The following is a 16,858-nucleotide window of genomic DNA, read 5'->3' on the forward strand; positions in this document are numbered from 1 at the left end:
ATTCGAGAATTAATGCGTTATCGCGCGACGCGCGTCAGGCAGCGTTCGACGTCTGCTCTTCGTTGAGGAAGGCGTAGATCGCAGAGGCGGAATCGGTGGCGCGCAGCTTGGCGACCAGATCGTGATCGCGCAGCACGCGGGCGATACGCGACAGAGCCTTGAGATGATCAGCGCCCGCGCCCTCCGGCGCAAGCAGCAGGAACACGAGATCGACAGGCTGGTCGTCCAGCGCCTCGAAATCGACCGGCTGCTCCAGCCGGGCGAAGATGCCGACGATCGAATGGATGTTTCCCAGCTTGCCGTGGGGAATGGCGATGCCGTTGCCGACGCCGGTCGAGCCCAGGCGTTCGCGCTGCAGGATGACGTCGAAAATCTCCCGTTCGGAAAGCCCGGTGATCCTGGAGGCTCTTGCAGCCAATTCCTGAAGCAACTGTTTCTTGGAATTTACTCTGAGGGCGGGAATGATCGCATCCTGATGGAGCAAATCTGCCAATGCCATTTCTTTTTCCTTCTGTCGCCGGGATCAAATGCAACGAGCGGCGGCAATACCGCCGCTCACCACCCTGATCTCAGCCTTTGATACTGGCTGAATCGATCCAGCCAATATTTCCGTCGTGCCGACGGTAAACGATGTTCAGATGTTCCTTGCCGGGGCTGCGGAACAGGAGAAGCGGCTCGTCGGTCATGTCGAGCGCCATCACTGCGGTGGCGACCGACATGGTCTTCAGCTGCTTCGTGCTTTCAGCGACGATCGCGGGAGCGAAATCGTCGGCGATTTCATCATCGTGATCAGGAACGGAATCCATGACCGTGTAGGAGACCTCTGCAAAACCATTCAGATGGCTTCCGGCGTGATGGTCCTTCAGCTTGCGCTTGTATCGCCGCAGCCGCTTTTCGATCCGCTGGGAAGCCGCGTCGAAAGCCAATTGCGGGTCGGTCGCCTCGCCGGCTGCATGCAGCACCACCCCGCTGTCGAGATGCAGCTTGCAATCCGCCGAGTAACGAGAACTCGCCTTTTCCACGGTCACCTGGCCGGAATATCCCCCGTCGAAGTATTTCGTGATGGCCATACCAATTTGGTCCTCGATCTTTTGACGGAACGATTCACCAATTTCCATATGTTTCCCGGATACACGCACACTCATGGAGTTTCCCTTCTTATGGTCGTTTGCGGGTATCAGTTTACGCCAAGCCTCAGGTTCATCCAAGCACTTCGCACAATCTCAAGCAAGATCGGCTTAGGCCTGCGGGTCCTTGGTGCCCTTCTGATGCTGGGGATAACTCCAGACGCCGTTCGCGGCATCGATTGCGGCGGGCTTCTAGCCAGAGCGTGTCGAAAAGTCAATAGGGCGCCGAATCACCCTCGGCGGCACGCGGGCAACGTGTGGCGGATACCTTGTCGGGCAAGGCATGTCGCCGATCGCCACCCCATCCACTTTACGCGTTTCGCGCTTGCGTTGCGCGCCTTCTTGCAGGGATCGTCATGGCGGCGACACCTGATATGACGCAGATGAATCCGATCCAGGCCGTCGGGCTCAGCCTTTCGCCGAGGAAGACGATGCCGATCGCAACACCGATCGGCACTCTGAGATAGGCTTGCGCGGTGGTTCCGACCGAACCCAGCGTCTGGACGAGACGGAAATAGATCACAAAGGCAAGCGCCGTCGAAAAGGCAGCGAGGGCCAGCAGCGCCAGCATCGATGCCGCCGAAGGATCGAGTTCCCACGGCCGATCGACGACGAGGCTCACCGGCAAGAGAATGATCGCGCCTGAGATCAACGAGCCGGCCGCCGGCACTGCGGGATCGAGCCCCTTGAAGTTCTTGCTGAAAATCGCGGCACCTGCATAACAGATGGTCGCCAGGATGATGGCAAGCTGCGCCATCAGATTTTCACCGAGACCGCCGAGCGCTTCGACGCCGATAACGAGGCAGATGCCGGCAAGCCCGGCCATGACGCCGAAAAGCCTTCGCAGCGTCACCTGCTCATGGCGGGTGATCAGCACGGCCAGCAGGAAGGTGAAGATCGGCGTTGCCGAATTCAGGATCACCGCCAATCCGGCGTCGACGGACTGTTCCGCCCAGGCGATCAGCGTGAAGGGGACGACGCTGTTCAGGCAGGCCTGAACGAAAAACCGCCGCCAGGTGGCACGATCGCGCGGCAGACGGACACGCCGGTGGTGCAGGACGGCCAGCAGAATGCCGCCTGCAATCAGCGTGCGGGCGGCGATCAACGTTATCGGCGGGATCGTCTCGACGCCGATCTTGATAAAGCTATAGGAGGAGCCCCAAAGGGTCGCCAGCACCAGCAGCAGGAAAAGCTCCCTGGCAAGGTTCGGATTTTGCGGCGTCATGGTCGGCATTTCGATCTTCGTTGAAGACAATTCAAAGGGTTGCTGCGCCGTTGCGCGTCTGAAAAGACGCTTGGGCGCTGGAGAGGAATAGCGGGATTTGCGGGCCGGATGCTTCGATTGAGGTCGAAGCATTGCTGCGTCAGAAGCCCGCGACCTTGGCGAGCGCCCGCTTCTCGCGGCGGCGTTGGACCGAAGAGGCGATGTTCATTGCCTCCCTGTATTTCGCAACGGTGCGGCGGGCGAGATCGACGCCGCCCTTCTTCAGCATGTCGACGATATCGTCATCGGAAAGCACCGCCTCCGGGCTCTCCTGCAGGATCAGTGCACGGATCTTGTGCCGCACGGCCTCGGCCGAATGACTGTCGCCGCCGGCGACGGCGCTGATCGAGACGGTGAAGAAATATTTGAGTTCGAAGAGGCCGCGCGGCGTCAGCATATATTTGTTCGACGTGACGCGGCTGACGGTGGATTCATGCATCTTGATCGCCTCGGCGACCGTTTTCAGGTTCAGCGGGCGCAGGTGATCGACGCCGTGCAGCAGGAAGGCGTCCTGCTGGCGGACGATTTCGCTTGCCACCTTCATGATGGTTTTTGCCCGCTGGTCGAGGCTGCGCGTCAGCCAGTTGGCGCTCTGCAGGCAATCGGAGAGGAAGGCGTGGTCCTCGCCGTTCTTCGTCACACGGGAAAAATAGGACTGGTTGACCAGCACGCGCGGCAGCGTATCCGGATTGAGCTCGACCAGCCAGCCGCCGTCCGAGGCGGGCCTGACGACTACATCCGGCGTGATCGCTTCGGAAGCACCCGCTTCGAAGCCGCTGCCGGGCTTGGGATTGAGCTGACGGATCTCGCCGAGCATGTCGAGAAGATCTTCCTCATCGACGCCGCAGAGCCGCTTCAGCGTGGCAAAATCACGCCGGGCCAGCAGTTCGAGGTTTTCGACCAGAGCCTGCATGGCGGGGTCGTATCGGTCCTTCTGCCTGAGCTGGATCGCCAGGCATTCGGAGAGGCTGCGGGCGAAAACACCTGGCGGATCAAGGCTCTGGAGGGTGGCGAGCACGCGCTCGGCCTGTGCGAGGCTCGTGCCCAGCCTCTCGCCGGCCTCGACGATATCGGCCTGCAGATAACCGCAATCGTCGAGCTGGTCGACGAAATTCTGCGCGATCAGCCGGTCGGCCATGTCAGGTAGGACGAAGGGGATCTGCTGGGCGAGATGATCGCGCAGCGACACCTGGCCGGCGACGAAATCGTCGAGATCGTAGTCGGCGCCCTCGCCGCTGCCCGGCATCGACTTCCACTGGCTGACGAGTTCCGGCGCATCGAGGCGCTGCGGGGCGCCATCGTCGGGAAAGACATTGGTGTAATTGGCGTCGAGTTCGTCGTTCAGCCGGCTGGTGCTGGCGCTGCCGCCATTGTCATACCAGTCGCTGGAGAGCGCCTCGGCGCGGTTATCGTAGCCGTCGTCCGACCCGGCATCCTCGGGCTGATGAGCATACTCTCCATCTTCGGCATCGCCGCGTTCGCCGCCCGCCTCACCGTCATTCGACGGAAATTCGAGCAGCGGGTTCTTCTCCACCTCCAGGGCGATGAACTGGTTGAGTTCGAAATGAGTCATCTGCAGCAACTGGATGGATTGCATCAGTTGCGGTGTCATCACCAGGGACTGGGTCTGGCGCAGGAAAAGATTGGCGGACAGTGCCATGACGGACGCGAAACTCCCCTCGATTCCTCCGGGAAACCGCGTCCGATCAAGGCTTCAGGCCACGGAAATCCAAGTTGGCCCAAAAATTGCTTTTTTATTGTATTTGGTCAAGCGGAACTATGACGGCACGGTGAATTTCTGCCGATCCGGCCTAAAATCATCTGGATCCGGGGTCAGAGGCTGAAATTGTCGCCGAGGTAGAGCCGGCGCACTTCCGGATTGTTGACGATGTCGTTCGCCCGGCCATGGGTCAGCACCTCACCGGCATGGATGATGTAGGCGCGGTCGATAAGGCCCAGCGTCTCGCGCACATTGTGGTCGGTGATAAGAACGCCGATGCCGCGTGCCGTCAGATGGTGTACGAGATTCTGGATGTCGGCGACCGAGATCGGGTCGACGCCGGCAAAGGGCTCGTCGAGCAGCATGAAGGTCGGGTCGGTCGCAAGCGCACGCGCGATTTCGAGGCGGCGGCGCTCCCCGCCGGACAGGGCGACGGCGGCACTTTTGCGCAGCTTCTGGATATGGAATTCTTCCAGCAGCTCGTTCAGCTTCTGCTCGCGCTCGGCCTTGTCCTTCACATGCACTTCGAGGACGGCGCGGATATTCTCTTCCACCGTCAGCCCACGGAAGATCGAGGCTTCCTGCGGCAGGTAACCGACGCCGAGGCGCGAGCGGCGGTACATCGGCATAGTCGTGACATCGTTGCCGTCGATCTCGATCGTGCCTTCATCGACCGGCACGAGGCCGGTGATCATGTAAAAACAGGTGGTCTTGCCGGCGCCGTTCGGGCCGAGCAGGCCGACGGCCTCGCCACGGCGCACCACCAGCGAGACGCCGTTGACGACGCGCCGCGTCGCATAGGTCTTCGTCAGACCCCGTGCGATCAGCGTTCCCTGATAGCGGCTCTTGTCGGCGCCGCCCGCAGCTTGTGGCCCGGGCTTGCCGAACATGGTGGATAGCGATGTTAATTTCACGTGGGAGGCCGGCTTCTCAGTTCTGCTTCTGCTGCTGCGCATTCGGCTGCGATTTCGGATCGAGCTGAATCTGGACACGCCCGCCGCAGCTTTCAAGCTGCGCCTGGCCAGTCTGCATGTGAACCGTCAGTTTGCAGCCGGTAAAGACGTTCGGCCCGTCCGACAGAATAACCTTATTCCCTTCATCCGCCGTGAGGATGAATGTCTGCGAGGCCATGTCGAAATTGCCATCATCGGCAGTCGCCGTCTGCGTACCCGAGGTCAAAAAGACCTTGTCCGTCACCAGGATCTTGTCGATATCGGCACTTCCCGATGCAAGCGAGGCCGACTGCTCCGGCTGTGCTGCGGGCTGCGCGCCGTCAGCGGCCGGCTTTGCCGCCTTGTCCTTGTAATAGACGGTCATCTTGCCGGACTGCATCGTCGTCGTCCCCTGGACGACCTTGACGTTGCCGGTGAAGAGCGCGGTGTGTTCCTGGTCGTGGATCTCCAGCTTGTCGCTTTCGATCTGGATCGGCTGGTCGTTGGACAGCTTCATGCCCGGCATCGTGGCCGTCGCCTGCGCGCCGGCGCCCGTGGCCGTCAGAATAAGGGCAAATGCGCCGGCAATGAATGCCATGCCTGTCTTGCAAGTGGAAATGCGACAATCTTTTGTCATGGATGACCCGGCTGGTTAAGTGCCCTGTTTATGGATGGTGGATGGATCGACATTCATGCGAACATTCCCCTCGAATGTGATCACCCGTCCCTTATCGGTTATCTGAAGCGTCTTCGCAACAATGGAGGCATTGTCCTTGGTGATGGTGACAGGGTCGTCGCTGCGCATGTTTCCGCCCTTGATGTCGAGCTGCGCGGACTGGAAATTCGCATTGAGGCCGCTGCTCAGCACCAGGGTGAAGGGGGCCGTCATATGCAGGTTGTCGGTGGCGCGGTTGTAATCGGCGGTCGAGGCGACGACACGGGCGATCAGGCCGTCATTCATCGGCACGGCGGCCTTGATGGTCTCGAGGGTGATGAGATCGGGATTGCGGATATCCTGCAGCGCCCTTTCGGCCAGCATCGAATAATTGATGCCGTCGGAATTGCGACCTGATATCGCCGGCTTTTCCATCACGACCTTGCCGTTCTCGATCTTGGCGCCTTCCATCTTGATATTCTCGGGCAGATAGGTGCGGATCAACGACACCGTGATGAAAGCGAATGAAACGACAAGGGCTGCCACCGGCAGCACTATCTTCAGCCGCCGCACGCGGGCGGAATGGAACAACGCATCGCCATAGGCATTCTTGCCCGACCCTGAATAGGCGGCATGTCCGTTGTTCTTCAGGGTATCGAGCATAAGCCTCGTCCATGTGCGGTGATCGCCGCGCCTCGATAACAAAGCCGGCCGCCAATCACAGTTCGTTTCGCATTATTACATTGGCTTGCCAATATGGAATTTTTTCTGCAACAAGCAACAAAACGGAAAAACATTGAAAAGTGGCATTCGTACGGGCCGCTGCCACCCTATTTCACCGGATCGATCGGCGGCATGCCGAAGCCGGTGCCAGCGCTGGAGGTTTCTATGGACAGTTCGATCATCGCGGATCGCCGGCGGCTGCGCCGCAAACTGGGCTTCTGGCGCCTCATCGCGGTGGCCCTCATCGTGGCACTTGGTTTCGCCTTCTACCGCTTCGCCCTCGGCGATGCCGGGACGCAGCGCCCGCATATCGCCCATGTGACGATATCCGGGCTGATCGTCGATGACGACGAGCTTCTCGAGCGGTTGAAGAAGGTCGAAACCAGCGACCAGGTGAAGGCAGCGGTGATTTCGATCTCCTCGCCCGGCGGCACGACCTATGGCGGCGAAAAAGTCTTCAAGGCGATCCGAGCGATATCTGCCAAGAAGCCTGTCGTCTCCGACGTGCGCACGCTTGCCGCCTCCGCCGGCTACATGATCGCCACCGCCGGCGATACGATCATTGCCGGCGACAGCTCGATCACCGGTTCGATCGGCGTCATCTTCCAGTATCCGCAGATCCAGCCGCTGCTCGACAAAATCGGCGTCTCGCTGCAGGAAATCAAGTCCTCGCCGCTGAAGGCCGAGCCCTCGCCCTTCCACGAGGCGAGCGAGGAAGCCAAGGCGATGATCCGCAACATGGTGGTCGACAGCTATAACTGGTTCGTCGATCTGGTCGCCGACCGGCGCAAGCTGCCGCGCGACGAGGTGCTGAAACTCGCCGACGGCACGATCTATACCGGCCGCCAGGCGCTGAAGGTGAAACTCGTCGATGCGATCGGCGGCGAGGCTGAGATCCGTGCCTATCTGACGTCACGCGGCGTTAACGCCGATCTCCCGATGGTGGACTGGGACAAGAAGAGCAATACGCCCTTTCTGCTCGCTGGGGCTGTTTCCCGGTTGATTACGATCTTCGGTTATGATGATCTCATGAAAACCCAGGATATCAATGGAATCCTGCCCCCAAAGTTGCTTCTTGACGGGCTGCTTTCAGTTTGGCAGGTTGGCCACGATTGATAAGAAATCAATAATTTAAGGGGGCGAAAGTGATCAAGTCCGAATTGGTGCAGATTGTTGCCGCACGCAACCCGCATCTCTATCATCGCGACGTCGAAAATATCGTCAACGCGGTTCTCGACGAGATCACGGATGCACTGGCTGCGGGTAACCGAGTCGAATTGCGCGGCTTTGGCGCCTTTTCGGTCAAGAACCGCCCTTCGCGCTCCGGCCGCAACCCGCGGACCGGCGATACCGTCTTCGTCGAGGAGAAGTGGGTTCCCTTCTTCAAGACCGGCAAGGAGCTGCGCGAGCGGCTTAATCCCGGCCAGTCCGACGAAGAGGATTGAGCCGCCGCAGCCTGCGGCGAAACCGCACTTGAACTCGAGGGCCGTTTTCCTATTCTGGTAACGCATCGTGCTTTCCGCGTCTTACAAAGACGCGCGGCGCTGCAAGCATGAAACGCGCCCTTCAAAAAGACCGGCGCAATCTGCCGCGTGGAGACCTCAAATGGCCAAGAAGATCGTCAACCTGTTGATTTTGCTGCCGCTCGGCGTCATCCTCATCGTCTTCTGCGTCGCCAACCGGCAGAGCGTCACGCTCGCCTTCAATCCGTTCCGGCCAGAGGACCAGGTGCTTGCGGTTTCCGCGCCCTTCTTCGTCTTCCTGGTCGTCGCGCTGATCGCGGGCATGCTGATCGGGGCGGCTGCCACCTGGTTCAGCCAGGGCAAACACCGCAAGCGCGCGCGCACCGAGGCGAAGGAAGCCATCCGCTGGCAAAGCGAGGCCGACCGCCACAAGAACCGCGCCGAGGAAATCGCCGGGCAGTTGCCGGCGCGGTAAAACGGGTCAATATTCGATTGGCTCGGGTTCGGCGGCCGGCTTTCGGCGATCGTCAAACCGGAAAAAAGCTCAGTTCCTCATAGTCGCCCTCCGGGGAGGTGCCGTTGCCGGTCACCTGGAAACCGTGGGCGAGGTAGAACGCCTTTGCCCGCCGGTTCTTCACCAGGCATTTCAGGCGATATCGGTGTTGCGGCCATTCCGGCAGGGCGTGCAGCAGCGCCGTGCCTGCACCCTGACCCTGGAATTCCGGTTTTAGGTAGAGCATGTGGATGAAGTCGTCCTCCGGCCAAAGCGACAGGAAACCGGCGACGCTGCCGCTTTCATGCGCGCAGACGAAGACCGTCTCGCCATTGGTATGGGCGGCGAAATCCTCACGATGGAATTTGCCCGGATCGACCCAGACGAATGTTTCGCGGCGCACGGAAAGATAAATCTCCGCAAGCACTTCCTGATCTTCCGCCCGCGGCGGCCTGATGGTCCACGTCATGACGTCGATTTAAACACCCCCCGGCCCGCGCCAAGCCTAACCGGCCGCCATCCTCGCGACGACCGCGGCATTGAAATCCGAAAAGAACCCTTCGGCGAGCTTTTGCGAGGTCGAATCGAGCAGGCGGGCGCCGAGCTGGGCGAACCTGCCGCCGAGTTCAGCCTTCGACCGGTAGTGCAGGATCGTCTCGGCGCCCCTTGCCTCAAGCACGATGTCGGCGCTACCCCTGGCGAAGCCGGCAAGACCGCCCTTGCCTTCGGCCGACAGCGTATAGCTCTCCGGTGCGTCGACATTGGAAAGCGTCAGCAGCCCATGGAAGGTGGCAGACAGCAGGCTGAACTTGACCTTGATCGTCGCCTCGAAGACATCAGGCGACAGCCGCTCGATGCTCTGGCAGCCCGGAATGCAGCCGCGCATGATCTCGGGATCGTTGAGTGCTGCCCAGACGATATCCCGCGGCGCGGCGATGCGTTCTTCGCCGGTGAAATCCATTCGATGGCCCCATCTTCGATTCGCTCATCTTATCCCAGCGGGAAAGCGCTTTGCCAAGGCGGCACGGAATGTTATCTGCCGGGTTCCGATCTGACACACATAGGGGATGGGCCGATGAACGACGAACTGAAGCCCTGGAGCGTGACGGCAAGCCGCATCACCTATGAGGATCGCTGGATCCGGGTGCGGAGCGACGATTGCATCACCGCCGATGGAACCGTCGTCGCGCCCTTCCATGTGCTCGACTATCCCGACTGGATCAACGTCATCCCCGTGATGCCTGACGGGCGCGTGCTGCTGACACGGGAATATCGGCACGGCCGCGGCGAGATCGTGCTCGGTCTGGTCGCCGGCAGCCTCGAACCCGGCGACAGCAAGACCGGCGATGCGGCGATGGCGGCGGCCCAGCGCGAACTCCGGGAAGAGACCGGCTATGAAGCCTCGAGCTTCGTCAAGCTGCTCACCTCCTATCCGAATGCCGCCAGTCAGAGCAATATGGTGACGAGCTGGCTGGCGCTTGGTCTCAGCCGGGCCGGCGAACCGTCTTTCGACCCCGGCGAGAAGGTCGAGCTGCTGTTTGCGGATCTTGCTGCCATCCTCGGCGAGCTGCAGTCCGGCGCCGTCATCATGCAGTCTATGCATGTGGCAGCCCTCTATGCGGCGGAAAGCTGGCTTCGCACACAGGCCTCCGAGGGCTTGAAATAGGCGCCACGCCGGGAAAACCCTCCCCTTGCCCGGGCTTGGCCGGCAGCGCAGTTGATCCGCCCCGCTTTTCTGCGCTACTGCATATTCAAATTCAAAGTGCCGCAGTGTGCTTTGCGCGTTTCAAAAGACGCGTGGCGCTGCAGCCGACGCAAAGCCGATAAGACACCCCGACAGAGACGCGGAAGAGCACGTTGAAACAGAGAGAAGGCCGGCCGGGCCAGAAGAAAACATCAGGTCCTTCCGGTGAAAGCCGCAGGGACGATCGGGCAGGCCGGCCGCCGAAGCCGGTCGCGCGGCCCGCGGCAACCCGTGAGGCAGTGCGCGAGGCTGCCGTGCCTGCCGCCGTCGTGCGTCCTCTGATGACACGCAGCGGCGAGCGTCCGACCGAGCGCGTGCCCGTCATCCTCGAATCGCTCGGGGCCGGTGACTTCCATCTGATCGACAGCGGCAACGGCGAAAAGCTCGAGCAATACGGCCCTTATCGCATCATCCGCCCGGAAGCCCAGGCGCTGTGGCGGCCTTCTCTGCCCGCCCATATCTGGGAAAAGGTCGATGCTGCCTTCACCGGCGACACCGACGAGGAAGGCACCGGCCGCTGGCGTTTCCCGAAGGAGGCGCTCGGCGAGACTTGGCCGCTCAACCTGCTCGGCGTCGATTTCCTCGGCCGCTTCACCTCCTTCCGCCATGTCGGCGTCTTCCCCGAACAGATCGTCCACTGGAGCTGGATGAAGGATCAGGTCGAAAAGGCCGGCCGGCCGCTGAAGGTGCTGAACCTCTTCGGTTATACCGGCGTCGCCTCGCTGGTTGCCGCCGCAGCCGGCGCCGAGGTCACCCATGTCGACGCCTCGAAGAAGGCGATTGGCTGGGCGCGGGAAAACCAGGCGCTCGGGCGCATGGAGAAGCTGCCGATCCGCTGGATCTGCGAGGATGCGATGAAATTCATCCTGCGCGAGGAACGCCGCGGCAGCCAGTACGATATCATCCTTACAGATCCGCCGAAATTCGGCCGCGGCCCCAATGGCGAAGTCTGGCATCTTTTCGAGCATCTGCCGTTGATGCTCGATGTCTGCCGCGAGATCCTGTCGCCGAAGGCAGTGGGCCTGGTGCTGACGGCCTATTCGATCCGCGCCAGCTTCTATTCGATCCACGAGCTGATGCGCGAGACGATGCGGGGCGCCGGCGGTGTGGTCGAATCCGGCGAGCTGGTGATTCGCGAAGCCGGCACCGACGGCAAGACGCAGGGCCGCGCGCTTTCCACCTCCCTCTTTTCCCGCTGGGTGCCGAAATGAGCAAGGACTTCCACGATCAGGGACCGCGCAGGGTCGGACAGGTGAAGGAAGTCACCTCGCTCGCCAATCCGATCATCAAAGACATCAAGGCGCTGACGAACAAGAAGTCGCGCGAGGAAAGCGGTACTTTCCTGGCCGAAGGACTGAAGCTCGTCATCGACGCGATCGAACTCGGCTGGGCAATCCGCACGCTGGTCTATGCCAAGGCTGCCAAGGGCAAGCCGCTGGTCGAGCAAATGGCGGCAAGGACCGTCGCCTCGGGTGGGCTGGTGCTCGAGGTCAGCGAAAAGGTGATCGCCTCGATCACCCGCCGCGACAATCCGCAGATGGTCGTCGGCATCTTCGAGCAGCGCTGGACGCCGCTCAAGAGTATCCGACTGAGCGAGGGCGAGACATGGGTGGCGCTCGACCGGGTGCGCGACCCCGGCAATCTCGGCACCATCATCCGCACGGCCGATGCGGCCGGGGCTTCCGGCATCATCCTTCTCGGAGAAACGACCGATCCCTTCTCGCTCGAAACGGTGCGGGCCACCATGGGCTCGGTCTTTGCCGTTCCGGTCGCGCGCGCGACGCCTGAGGAATTCATCGCCTGGCGGAAATCGGCCGGCGTTTCCGTCGTCGCGACACATCTTGCCGGGGCGGTCGATTACCGGACGATCGACTACCGGAAAAAGCCCGTCGTGCTGTTGATGGGCAACGAACAATCCGGCCTGCCGGAGCAGCTCGCCAGGGAGGCCGACGCGCTTGCCCGTATTCCGCAGCAGGGCCGCGCCGATTCACTGAACCTCGCCGTCGCCACCGCCGTCATGCTTTTCGAGGCACGCCGCCATCTCCTCTCACTTGCCGAGGGCAAATGACCGAACAGACGCATGCACGCCCGGCGCTGTTTTCGCGGCCGGCACCGATCCTCTTCTTCATCGTCGTCGCCGTTCTCATCGACCAGGCCGTCAAGATCACCGTCGATCATTACCTGCCGCTGCAGGAGGCGGTGCCGGTCATTCCGATGCTGGCGCTCTACCGCACCTACAATCTCGGCGTCGCCTTTTCGATGCTGTCCGGCATGGACGGCTGGTTCATCGTCGGCATGCGGCTCGTCATCGTCGCCTTCGTCATCTGGCTGTGGTACCGCACGGCGAAGGATCGCTGGATCGCCCATCTCGGTTATGCGCTGATCATCGCCGGCGCGATCGGCAATCTCGTCGACCGCTTCGCCTATGGGCATGTGATCGACTACATTCTTTTCTACACCGAGAGCTGGTCCTTCGCCGTCTTCAATCTCGCCGACAGTTTCATCACCATCGGGGCCGGCTGCGTCATTCTCGACGAGCTGCTGTTGCCGAAAAAGGCCGGCCGCTAAAATCTTATCGAAATCCTGAAGGCATTCGGAACGGGCCTCATGTTAGCTAGATAGCATGCAGAACCTGGGACAGTTGCAGGAAAGATTGTCCGCCGCCTTCGGTGGACCCGCCGCCAAGCCGCTTGAGAAGCGGATGGAGGTCTTTTCCTCACGGCCGAACGCAGCGGCACCCCGAGGCGCCGATGACCGCCAGGGCGGGCCTGCACCGACACGGCGCCTGCTGTTCTACTGGCTGGGCGGCGCCGGCCTTCTGGCCGCAACAATCCTGATGCTGCTAGCCCATGCCGGCGATCCGCTGCTGCTTTCTGGCGGTCTCGTCGTTCTTGGCCTTGCCGTCATCGCCAGTTATGCCCTGCTGATGGTTCGCTCGCGCAGGGCCGGGCAGCGCCCCGGTCAACCCATGCCGGATTGGAACGCCGGCGCAAAGCTGTTCGCCGACGTGCACGACGTGCTCGGCGACATCACGGTCAGCCGCACCATGGACCGGCGCATCATCTCCGCCAACGACACTTTTCGCCGCCTGACCGGACGGTTGCGTCCGGAAGGACGCAGCTGCGAGGAGATCGGGCTTGCTTTCCGCCCCGGTCCGATACCGCATTGCTACGATGTCGAGATCTCGACACCGGAGGGCCAGCGCATCTTCCTCTGGCGCGATGTCGTCACCCGCGACCCGGCGAACGGCCGTCTGCTGCTGCAGAGCGTTGCCCGCGACGTGACCGATGAGCGGCTGATCGCGCAGGGCCGCGAGGAGGCCCGCCAGAAGGCCGAATATAACAGCGCCGCCAAATCGAGGTTGCTTGCCACCGTCAGCCACGAGGTGCGCACGCCGCTTTCCGGCATCCTCGGCATGACGCATCTGATCGCCGAGACACGGCTGACGCAGGAACAGCAGAACTATCTTGCGAGCATCCGCCAGTCCGGTCATGCATTGACGCAGCTCGTCGAGGATCTGCTCGATTTCTCCACCATCGAGGTCGGCCGCTTCGCGCTGCACCCGCGCTCGGAATCGCTGCGCAAGCTTCTCGAAAGCGTCGTCGAGATGCTCGCCCACCGGGCGCATGAAAAGGGTATCGAGATCGGCGCCACCGTGTCATCCGACGTGCCCGAAAATATGAGCTTCGACCCGGCGCGGCTGCGCCAGGTTCTGTTCAACGTTATCGGCAACGCCGTGAAGTTCACCCAGGTCGGCGGCGTCTTCATCCGCGTGTCGCTCGACGGCGACGACCTCTCGATCACCGTGACCGACAGCGGTCCCGGCATGACGGCGGAGGAGCAGGCGCGCGTCTTCGGCGAGTTCGAGCAGGGCGGGAGCGTTGCCGACAAGAGCAGCGGGACCGGGCTCGGCCTTGCCATCTCCGCCCGCATCATGCGCGAATTCAACGGCGCGCTGACGGTTGCCAGCGAAAAGGGCAGAGGCAGCGAATTCACCATCCGCTTCCCTGTCGATATCGCCAGCGAGCGCCCCGACCGGCGAAACACGCTGCTTGCCGGCAACAGCGTCGTGTTGCTGGCGCCGGCAGGTGCGGCGCGCACTGCCATCGCCGAAACGATCACTGCGCTCGGCGGCCTCTGCCATCTCGTCGGCGACGGCGAGACGGCGCGGGCAACACTGCTCGAGCTGGCAAAGGGCGGACGGCGGCCGACCGACATCATCATCGACCATCGCATGTCGGCGGAATTTTCTGCCCATCTTGCCGATCGCACCGAAATCGCCGCACTTGGCCTGCGCAAGGTGCTGCTCGTCAATCCGGAAGAGCGCAGCGCCCATCCGCTCGACCTCTTCGATGCCTGGCTGATCCGGCCGCTGCGCGAACAGTCGCTGATCGACGTGCTGCGCGGGCGCATGCGCGGCATGGAGAAACGCGACGCGCTGAACGACAACCAGCCGGGCTTCGGCCTTTCGGTGGCTGAGACGCTGGTTGCCGCCAGCGGGCTCAGCATCCTGCTCGGCGAAGACGATCCGATCAATGCCATGCTGGTGCGTGTCGTTCTGGAAAAGGGCGGACATAAGGTGCGCCATGTCGAGGATTTCGAGACCCTGCTCGACTACGCGCTCTGCGAGGCGAATGATCGGCCCGATATCATCATCAGCGACCTCTCGATGCCCGGCGGCAACGGCATCGACATGCTGGGACGCCTGCGCGGCCACGAGCGGCGGCTCGATCTCGCCTCGGTGCCGGTGATCGTGCTGACTGCCGACAAGAGCGACGAATCGCGCCGCCAAGTCTTGCTCAACGGCGCCAACCGCGTCATGATAAAGCCGGTCGATCCGGTGCGGCTGCTGACCGAAGTTCAGGCGGTCGCCGCCCTCTCGGCCCGGCGGGCAGAGGCACGGTGAGCGCCTCAGAAACCGGCACGCTTCTTGCGCCTGGAAATTCAAAATGTCACTTTCCTGTCGTAGAGAAGTGTTTTATGGCGTCGATAAGCCGGCAACGGGAGAATCGTCATGTCCGCCATCGACATCCTGAATCGTGACACCACGGCGGAGGCTGCACGGCCCTCGACGGCTGCCGTGCAGAAGGACGGCGATATCCTCGGCCGCATCGGCAATCTGGAGACCCGCCTTGCCCGCACGGCACGCGAGATCGATGCCGCCCAGGCCGTGCGCTACCGCGTCTTCGTCGACGAAATGAAGGCGCAGCTGCCGCTGGACGCCATGCGCCGGCAGCGCGATGTCGACGCCTATGACGCCGTCTGCGATCATCTTCTCGTTCTCGACCGCTCGATCGAGGGCGACCCGGAAGACCAGATCGTCGGCACCTATCGTCTGCTGCGTCAGGATGTCGCTATCGCCAATGGCGGTTTTTACTCGGCTTCCGAATTCGAAATCGAGGGCCTCATCGCCAAACATCCGGACAAGCGTTTCATGGAGCTCGGCCGCTCCTGCGTGCTGCCGGAATACCGCACCAAGCGCACCGTCGAGCTCTTGTGGCAGGGCAACTGGGCCTACGCGCTGAAGCACGGCGTCAGCGCCATGTTCGGCTGCGCCTCTTTCCCCGGCGTCTACCTCGAAAGCCACGCGCTGGCGCTGTCCTTCCTCTACCACAATGTGCTGGCGAAGAACGAATGGGCCGTCGGCGCCCTGCCGCATCTGGCCCGCAACATGGACCTGATGCCGGTCGAAGCCATCAACCCGAAGCGGGCGCTGATGGCCCTGCCGCCGCTGATCAAGGGCTATCTGCGCCTCGGTGCGATGGTCGGCTCCCACGCGGTCGTCGATCATGCCTTCAACACGACCGACGTGCTGATCGTGCTGCCGATCTCCAGCATTTCGGACCGTTATCTGAATTATTACGGCGCCGACGCCGGCCGCTTCGCGAGCTAAACGCCGAGGATCGTCGGCAATTCAAAGTGTTGCAGCGTCCTTTTGCGCGTCTGAAAAAACGCACGGCGCTGTAAGGCTTGACGATCCCCCGCCATCCCTTCATCCTGACATCGCGTTTTCCGTGGGGCGCATCGGCATTGTGCCGGCTGGGCTATGCCCGCCCACACATCTCAACCATGCGCCATGTCGAATTTCGAAAACCTCCGCAAGAGAGCCAAGCTCTATAAACGTTGGCATCAGAACAGGTATCATCCTGTCGCCGCCGAAATCCGGCGGTGGCTCCCCCGTTACAGCGGCCTGAACGATCGGCAGATTCTCGACTGCGCGTTCAAGCTCGCCGATGCGCAGGAGCTCGTTGCGGCAAAGGAAGGTTTCGAAAGCTGGACGGCGCTGAAACAGGGACTGACCTTGATGAACACGCCTCAACAATCGAAAGCTTCGACACCGACATTCATCGACGCGCAACCGCAACTCTTCGTCCGGGATATCGGCAGCTCCTGCGATTTCTATATCGGCAAGCTCGGCTTTGAGCTTGCCTTCACCTATGGCGAGCCCGCCTTCTATGCTCAGGTCTTCCGGGGTGCGGCGCGGCTCAATCTTCGCTCAGTCGACATGCCTTTTCTCCATCCGGATTTCCGGCTTCATGAGGAAGACGCGCTTTCGGCGACCATCACGCTTGACGACGCCAAAGCACTGTTCCTGGAATATGCGAGAGCTGAAGTTCCGCTCCATCAGGGCTTGAGAATCGAGCCATGGGGTGCCCAGACCTTCATTGTTCGCGACCTCGACGGCAACCTGATCGCCTTCGCCAGCTAGCGCCGCGCCGTCCGGCCGGACTGGACGG

19 protein-coding genes are annotated in these 16,858 nt (G+C 61.9%); 10 read left to right on the forward strand and 9 right to left on the reverse strand.

All coding sequences use genetic code 11. The features are described from left to right. Positions 1-34 precede the first annotated feature (34 nt). The 7 genes from ptsN to lptC form a co-directional block, all read right to left on the reverse strand. Positions 35-499 carry a PTS IIA-like nitrogen regulatory protein PtsN gene (gene ptsN, locus G9X67_RS23505; RefSeq protein WP_017995882.1) on the reverse strand — a complete coding sequence of 155 codons (465 nt, stop codon included), beginning with the start codon at positions 497-499 and terminating at the stop codon, positions 35-37. Between the two features lie 70 nt (positions 500-569). Beyond that, complete coding sequence (raiA, locus tag G9X67_RS23510) at positions 570-1,145, reverse strand: ribosome-associated translation inhibitor RaiA (protein ID WP_011650214.1); 576 nt, start codon at positions 1,143-1,145, stop codon at positions 570-572. A gap of 292 nt (positions 1,146-1,437) precedes the next feature. Further along, positions 1,438-2,361: an EamA family transporter gene (locus G9X67_RS23515; RefSeq protein WP_171599822.1), complete on the reverse strand. Its 924-nt coding sequence runs from the start codon at positions 2,359-2,361 to the stop codon at positions 1,438-1,440. Positions 2,362-2,491: 130 nt separating this feature from the next. After that, positions 2,492-4,051, reverse strand: a complete 1,560-nt coding sequence (gene rpoN, locus G9X67_RS23520) for an RNA polymerase factor sigma-54 (RefSeq protein WP_171599823.1) — start codon at positions 4,049-4,051, stop codon at positions 2,492-2,494. A 173-nt stretch (positions 4,052-4,224) separates the two neighbouring features. Next, entirely contained in the window at positions 4,225-5,025 is an 801-nt protein-coding gene (gene lptB / locus G9X67_RS23525) for an LPS export ABC transporter ATP-binding protein (protein WP_343228801.1), read from the reverse strand. 16 nt (positions 5,026-5,041) lie between these two features. Continuing rightward, positions 5,042-5,680, reverse strand: a complete 639-nt coding sequence (locus G9X67_RS23530) for an LptA/OstA family protein (RefSeq protein ID WP_138388335.1) — start codon at positions 5,678-5,680, stop codon at positions 5,042-5,044. Positions 5,681-5,695: 15 nt separating this feature from the next. Further along, the gene (lptC, locus tag G9X67_RS23535; protein ID WP_138332314.1) at positions 5,696-6,361 is read right to left on the reverse strand and encodes an LPS export ABC transporter periplasmic protein LptC; all 666 of its coding nucleotides are present in this window, start codon (positions 6,359-6,361) and stop codon (positions 5,696-5,698) included. A gap of 225 nt (positions 6,362-6,586) precedes the next feature. On the opposite strand from lptC, the gene sppA reads away from it, so the two are divergent. From sppA to G9X67_RS23550, 3 genes are all read left to right on the forward strand, one after another. Then, positions 6,587-7,537 carry a signal peptide peptidase SppA gene (gene sppA / locus G9X67_RS23540; RefSeq protein ID WP_138332313.1) on the forward strand — a complete coding sequence of 317 codons (951 nt, stop codon included), beginning with the start codon at positions 6,587-6,589 and terminating at the stop codon, positions 7,535-7,537. Between the two features lie 29 nt (positions 7,538-7,566). After that, positions 7,567-7,866, forward strand: coding sequence for an integration host factor subunit beta (locus tag G9X67_RS23545; RefSeq protein ID WP_062943815.1), 300 nt, complete (start codon positions 7,567-7,569; stop codon positions 7,864-7,866). 160 nt (positions 7,867-8,026) lie between these two features. Beyond that, positions 8,027-8,359 (forward strand): LapA family protein, encoded by a 333-nt coding sequence (locus tag G9X67_RS23550; RefSeq protein ID WP_003544923.1) that lies wholly within the window; start codon positions 8,027-8,029, stop codon positions 8,357-8,359. A 52-nt stretch (positions 8,360-8,411) separates the two neighbouring features. On the opposite strand, the gene G9X67_RS23555 is transcribed toward G9X67_RS23550, so the two are convergent. Then, complete coding sequence (locus G9X67_RS23555; RefSeq protein WP_062943816.1) at positions 8,412-8,846, reverse strand: GNAT family N-acetyltransferase; 435 nt, start codon at positions 8,844-8,846, stop codon at positions 8,412-8,414. 36 nt (positions 8,847-8,882) lie between these two features. Then, positions 8,883-9,338: a carbon monoxide dehydrogenase subunit G gene (locus G9X67_RS23560; protein ID WP_171599824.1), complete on the reverse strand. Its 456-nt coding sequence runs from the start codon at positions 9,336-9,338 to the stop codon at positions 8,883-8,885. Between the two features lie 114 nt (positions 9,339-9,452). Here G9X67_RS23560 and G9X67_RS23565 point away from each other — a divergent pair, with 114 nt between their 5' ends. The 7 genes from G9X67_RS23565 (at position 9,453) to G9X67_RS23595 (ending at position 16,830) form a co-directional block, all read left to right on the forward strand. Beyond that, positions 9,453-10,043 carry an NUDIX hydrolase gene (locus G9X67_RS23565; protein ID WP_171599825.1) on the forward strand — a complete coding sequence of 197 codons (591 nt, stop codon included), beginning with the start codon at positions 9,453-9,455 and terminating at the stop codon, positions 10,041-10,043. Positions 10,044-10,234: 191 nt separating this feature from the next. Next, entirely contained in the window at positions 10,235-11,332 is a 1,098-nt protein-coding gene (locus G9X67_RS23570; RefSeq protein WP_138388337.1) for a class I SAM-dependent methyltransferase, read from the forward strand. Then, positions 11,329-12,189, forward strand: a complete 861-nt coding sequence (locus G9X67_RS23575; RefSeq protein WP_138332309.1) for an RNA methyltransferase — start codon at positions 11,329-11,331, stop codon at positions 12,187-12,189. Before G9X67_RS23570 ends, G9X67_RS23575 begins: the two co-directional genes overlap by 4 nt. Beyond that, positions 12,186-12,689 carry a signal peptidase II gene (gene lspA, locus G9X67_RS23580; RefSeq protein ID WP_062943821.1) on the forward strand — a complete coding sequence of 168 codons (504 nt, stop codon included), beginning with the start codon at positions 12,186-12,188 and terminating at the stop codon, positions 12,687-12,689. Before G9X67_RS23575 ends, lspA begins: the two co-directional genes overlap by 4 nt. A gap of 55 nt (positions 12,690-12,744) precedes the next feature. After that, complete coding sequence (locus G9X67_RS23585; RefSeq protein WP_171599826.1) at positions 12,745-15,027, forward strand: ATP-binding protein; 2,283 nt, start codon at positions 12,745-12,747, stop codon at positions 15,025-15,027. Between the two features lie 108 nt (positions 15,028-15,135). Next, entirely contained in the window at positions 15,136-16,014 is an 879-nt protein-coding gene (locus tag G9X67_RS23590; protein ID WP_017958720.1) for a GNAT family N-acetyltransferase, read from the forward strand. A gap of 183 nt (positions 16,015-16,197) precedes the next feature. After that, entirely contained in the window at positions 16,198-16,830 is a 633-nt protein-coding gene (locus G9X67_RS23595) for a VOC family protein (protein ID WP_171599827.1), read from the forward strand. Positions 16,831-16,858: the final 28 nt, after the last annotated feature.

Source organism: Rhizobium sp. WYCCWR 11152 (assembly GCF_013087615.1).
In the GTDB taxonomy this organism is placed as follows: domain Bacteria; phylum Pseudomonadota; class Alphaproteobacteria; order Rhizobiales; family Rhizobiaceae; genus Rhizobium; species Rhizobium indicum.

Bases quoted from the DNA above. Each gene is read 5' to 3' on its own strand.
- rpoN (WP_171599823.1), bottom strand. From the start codon at position 4,051: ATGGCACTGTCCGCCAATCTTTTCCTGCGCCAGACCCAGTCCCTGGTG.
- G9X67_RS23555 (WP_062943816.1), bottom strand. From the start codon at position 8,846: ATGACGTGGACCATCAGGCCGCCGCGGGCGGAAGATCAGGAAGTGCTT.
- G9X67_RS23595 (WP_171599827.1), top strand. From the start codon at position 16,198: ATGTCGAATTTCGAAAACCTCCGCAAGAGAGCCAAGCTCTATAAACGT.
- raiA (WP_011650214.1), bottom strand. From the start codon at position 1,145: ATGAGTGTGCGTGTATCCGGGAAACATATGGAAATTGGTGAATCGTTC.
- sppA (WP_138332313.1), top strand. From the start codon at position 6,587: ATGGACAGTTCGATCATCGCGGATCGCCGGCGGCTGCGCCGCAAACTG.
- ptsN (WP_017995882.1), bottom strand. From the start codon at position 499: ATGGCATTGGCAGATTTGCTCCATCAGGATGCGATCATTCCCGCCCTC.
- G9X67_RS23575 (WP_138332309.1), top strand. From the start codon at position 11,329: ATGAGCAAGGACTTCCACGATCAGGGACCGCGCAGGGTCGGACAGGTG.
- G9X67_RS23550 (WP_003544923.1), top strand. From the start codon at position 8,027: ATGGCCAAGAAGATCGTCAACCTGTTGATTTTGCTGCCGCTCGGCGTC.
- lspA (WP_062943821.1), top strand. From the start codon at position 12,186: ATGACCGAACAGACGCATGCACGCCCGGCGCTGTTTTCGCGGCCGGCA.
- G9X67_RS23590 (WP_017958720.1), top strand. From the start codon at position 15,136: ATGTCCGCCATCGACATCCTGAATCGTGACACCACGGCGGAGGCTGCA.
- G9X67_RS23565 (WP_171599825.1), top strand. From the start codon at position 9,453: ATGAACGACGAACTGAAGCCCTGGAGCGTGACGGCAAGCCGCATCACC.
- G9X67_RS23530 (WP_138388335.1), bottom strand. From the start codon at position 5,680: ATGACAAAAGATTGTCGCATTTCCACTTGCAAGACAGGCATGGCATTC.
- lptC (WP_138332314.1), bottom strand. From the start codon at position 6,361: ATGCTCGATACCCTGAAGAACAACGGACATGCCGCCTATTCAGGGTCG.
- G9X67_RS23560 (WP_171599824.1), bottom strand. From the start codon at position 9,338: ATGGATTTCACCGGCGAAGAACGCATCGCCGCGCCGCGGGATATCGTC.
- G9X67_RS23515 (WP_171599822.1), bottom strand. From the start codon at position 2,361: ATGCCGACCATGACGCCGCAAAATCCGAACCTTGCCAGGGAGCTTTTC.
- G9X67_RS23585 (WP_171599826.1), top strand. From the start codon at position 12,745: ATGCAGAACCTGGGACAGTTGCAGGAAAGATTGTCCGCCGCCTTCGGT.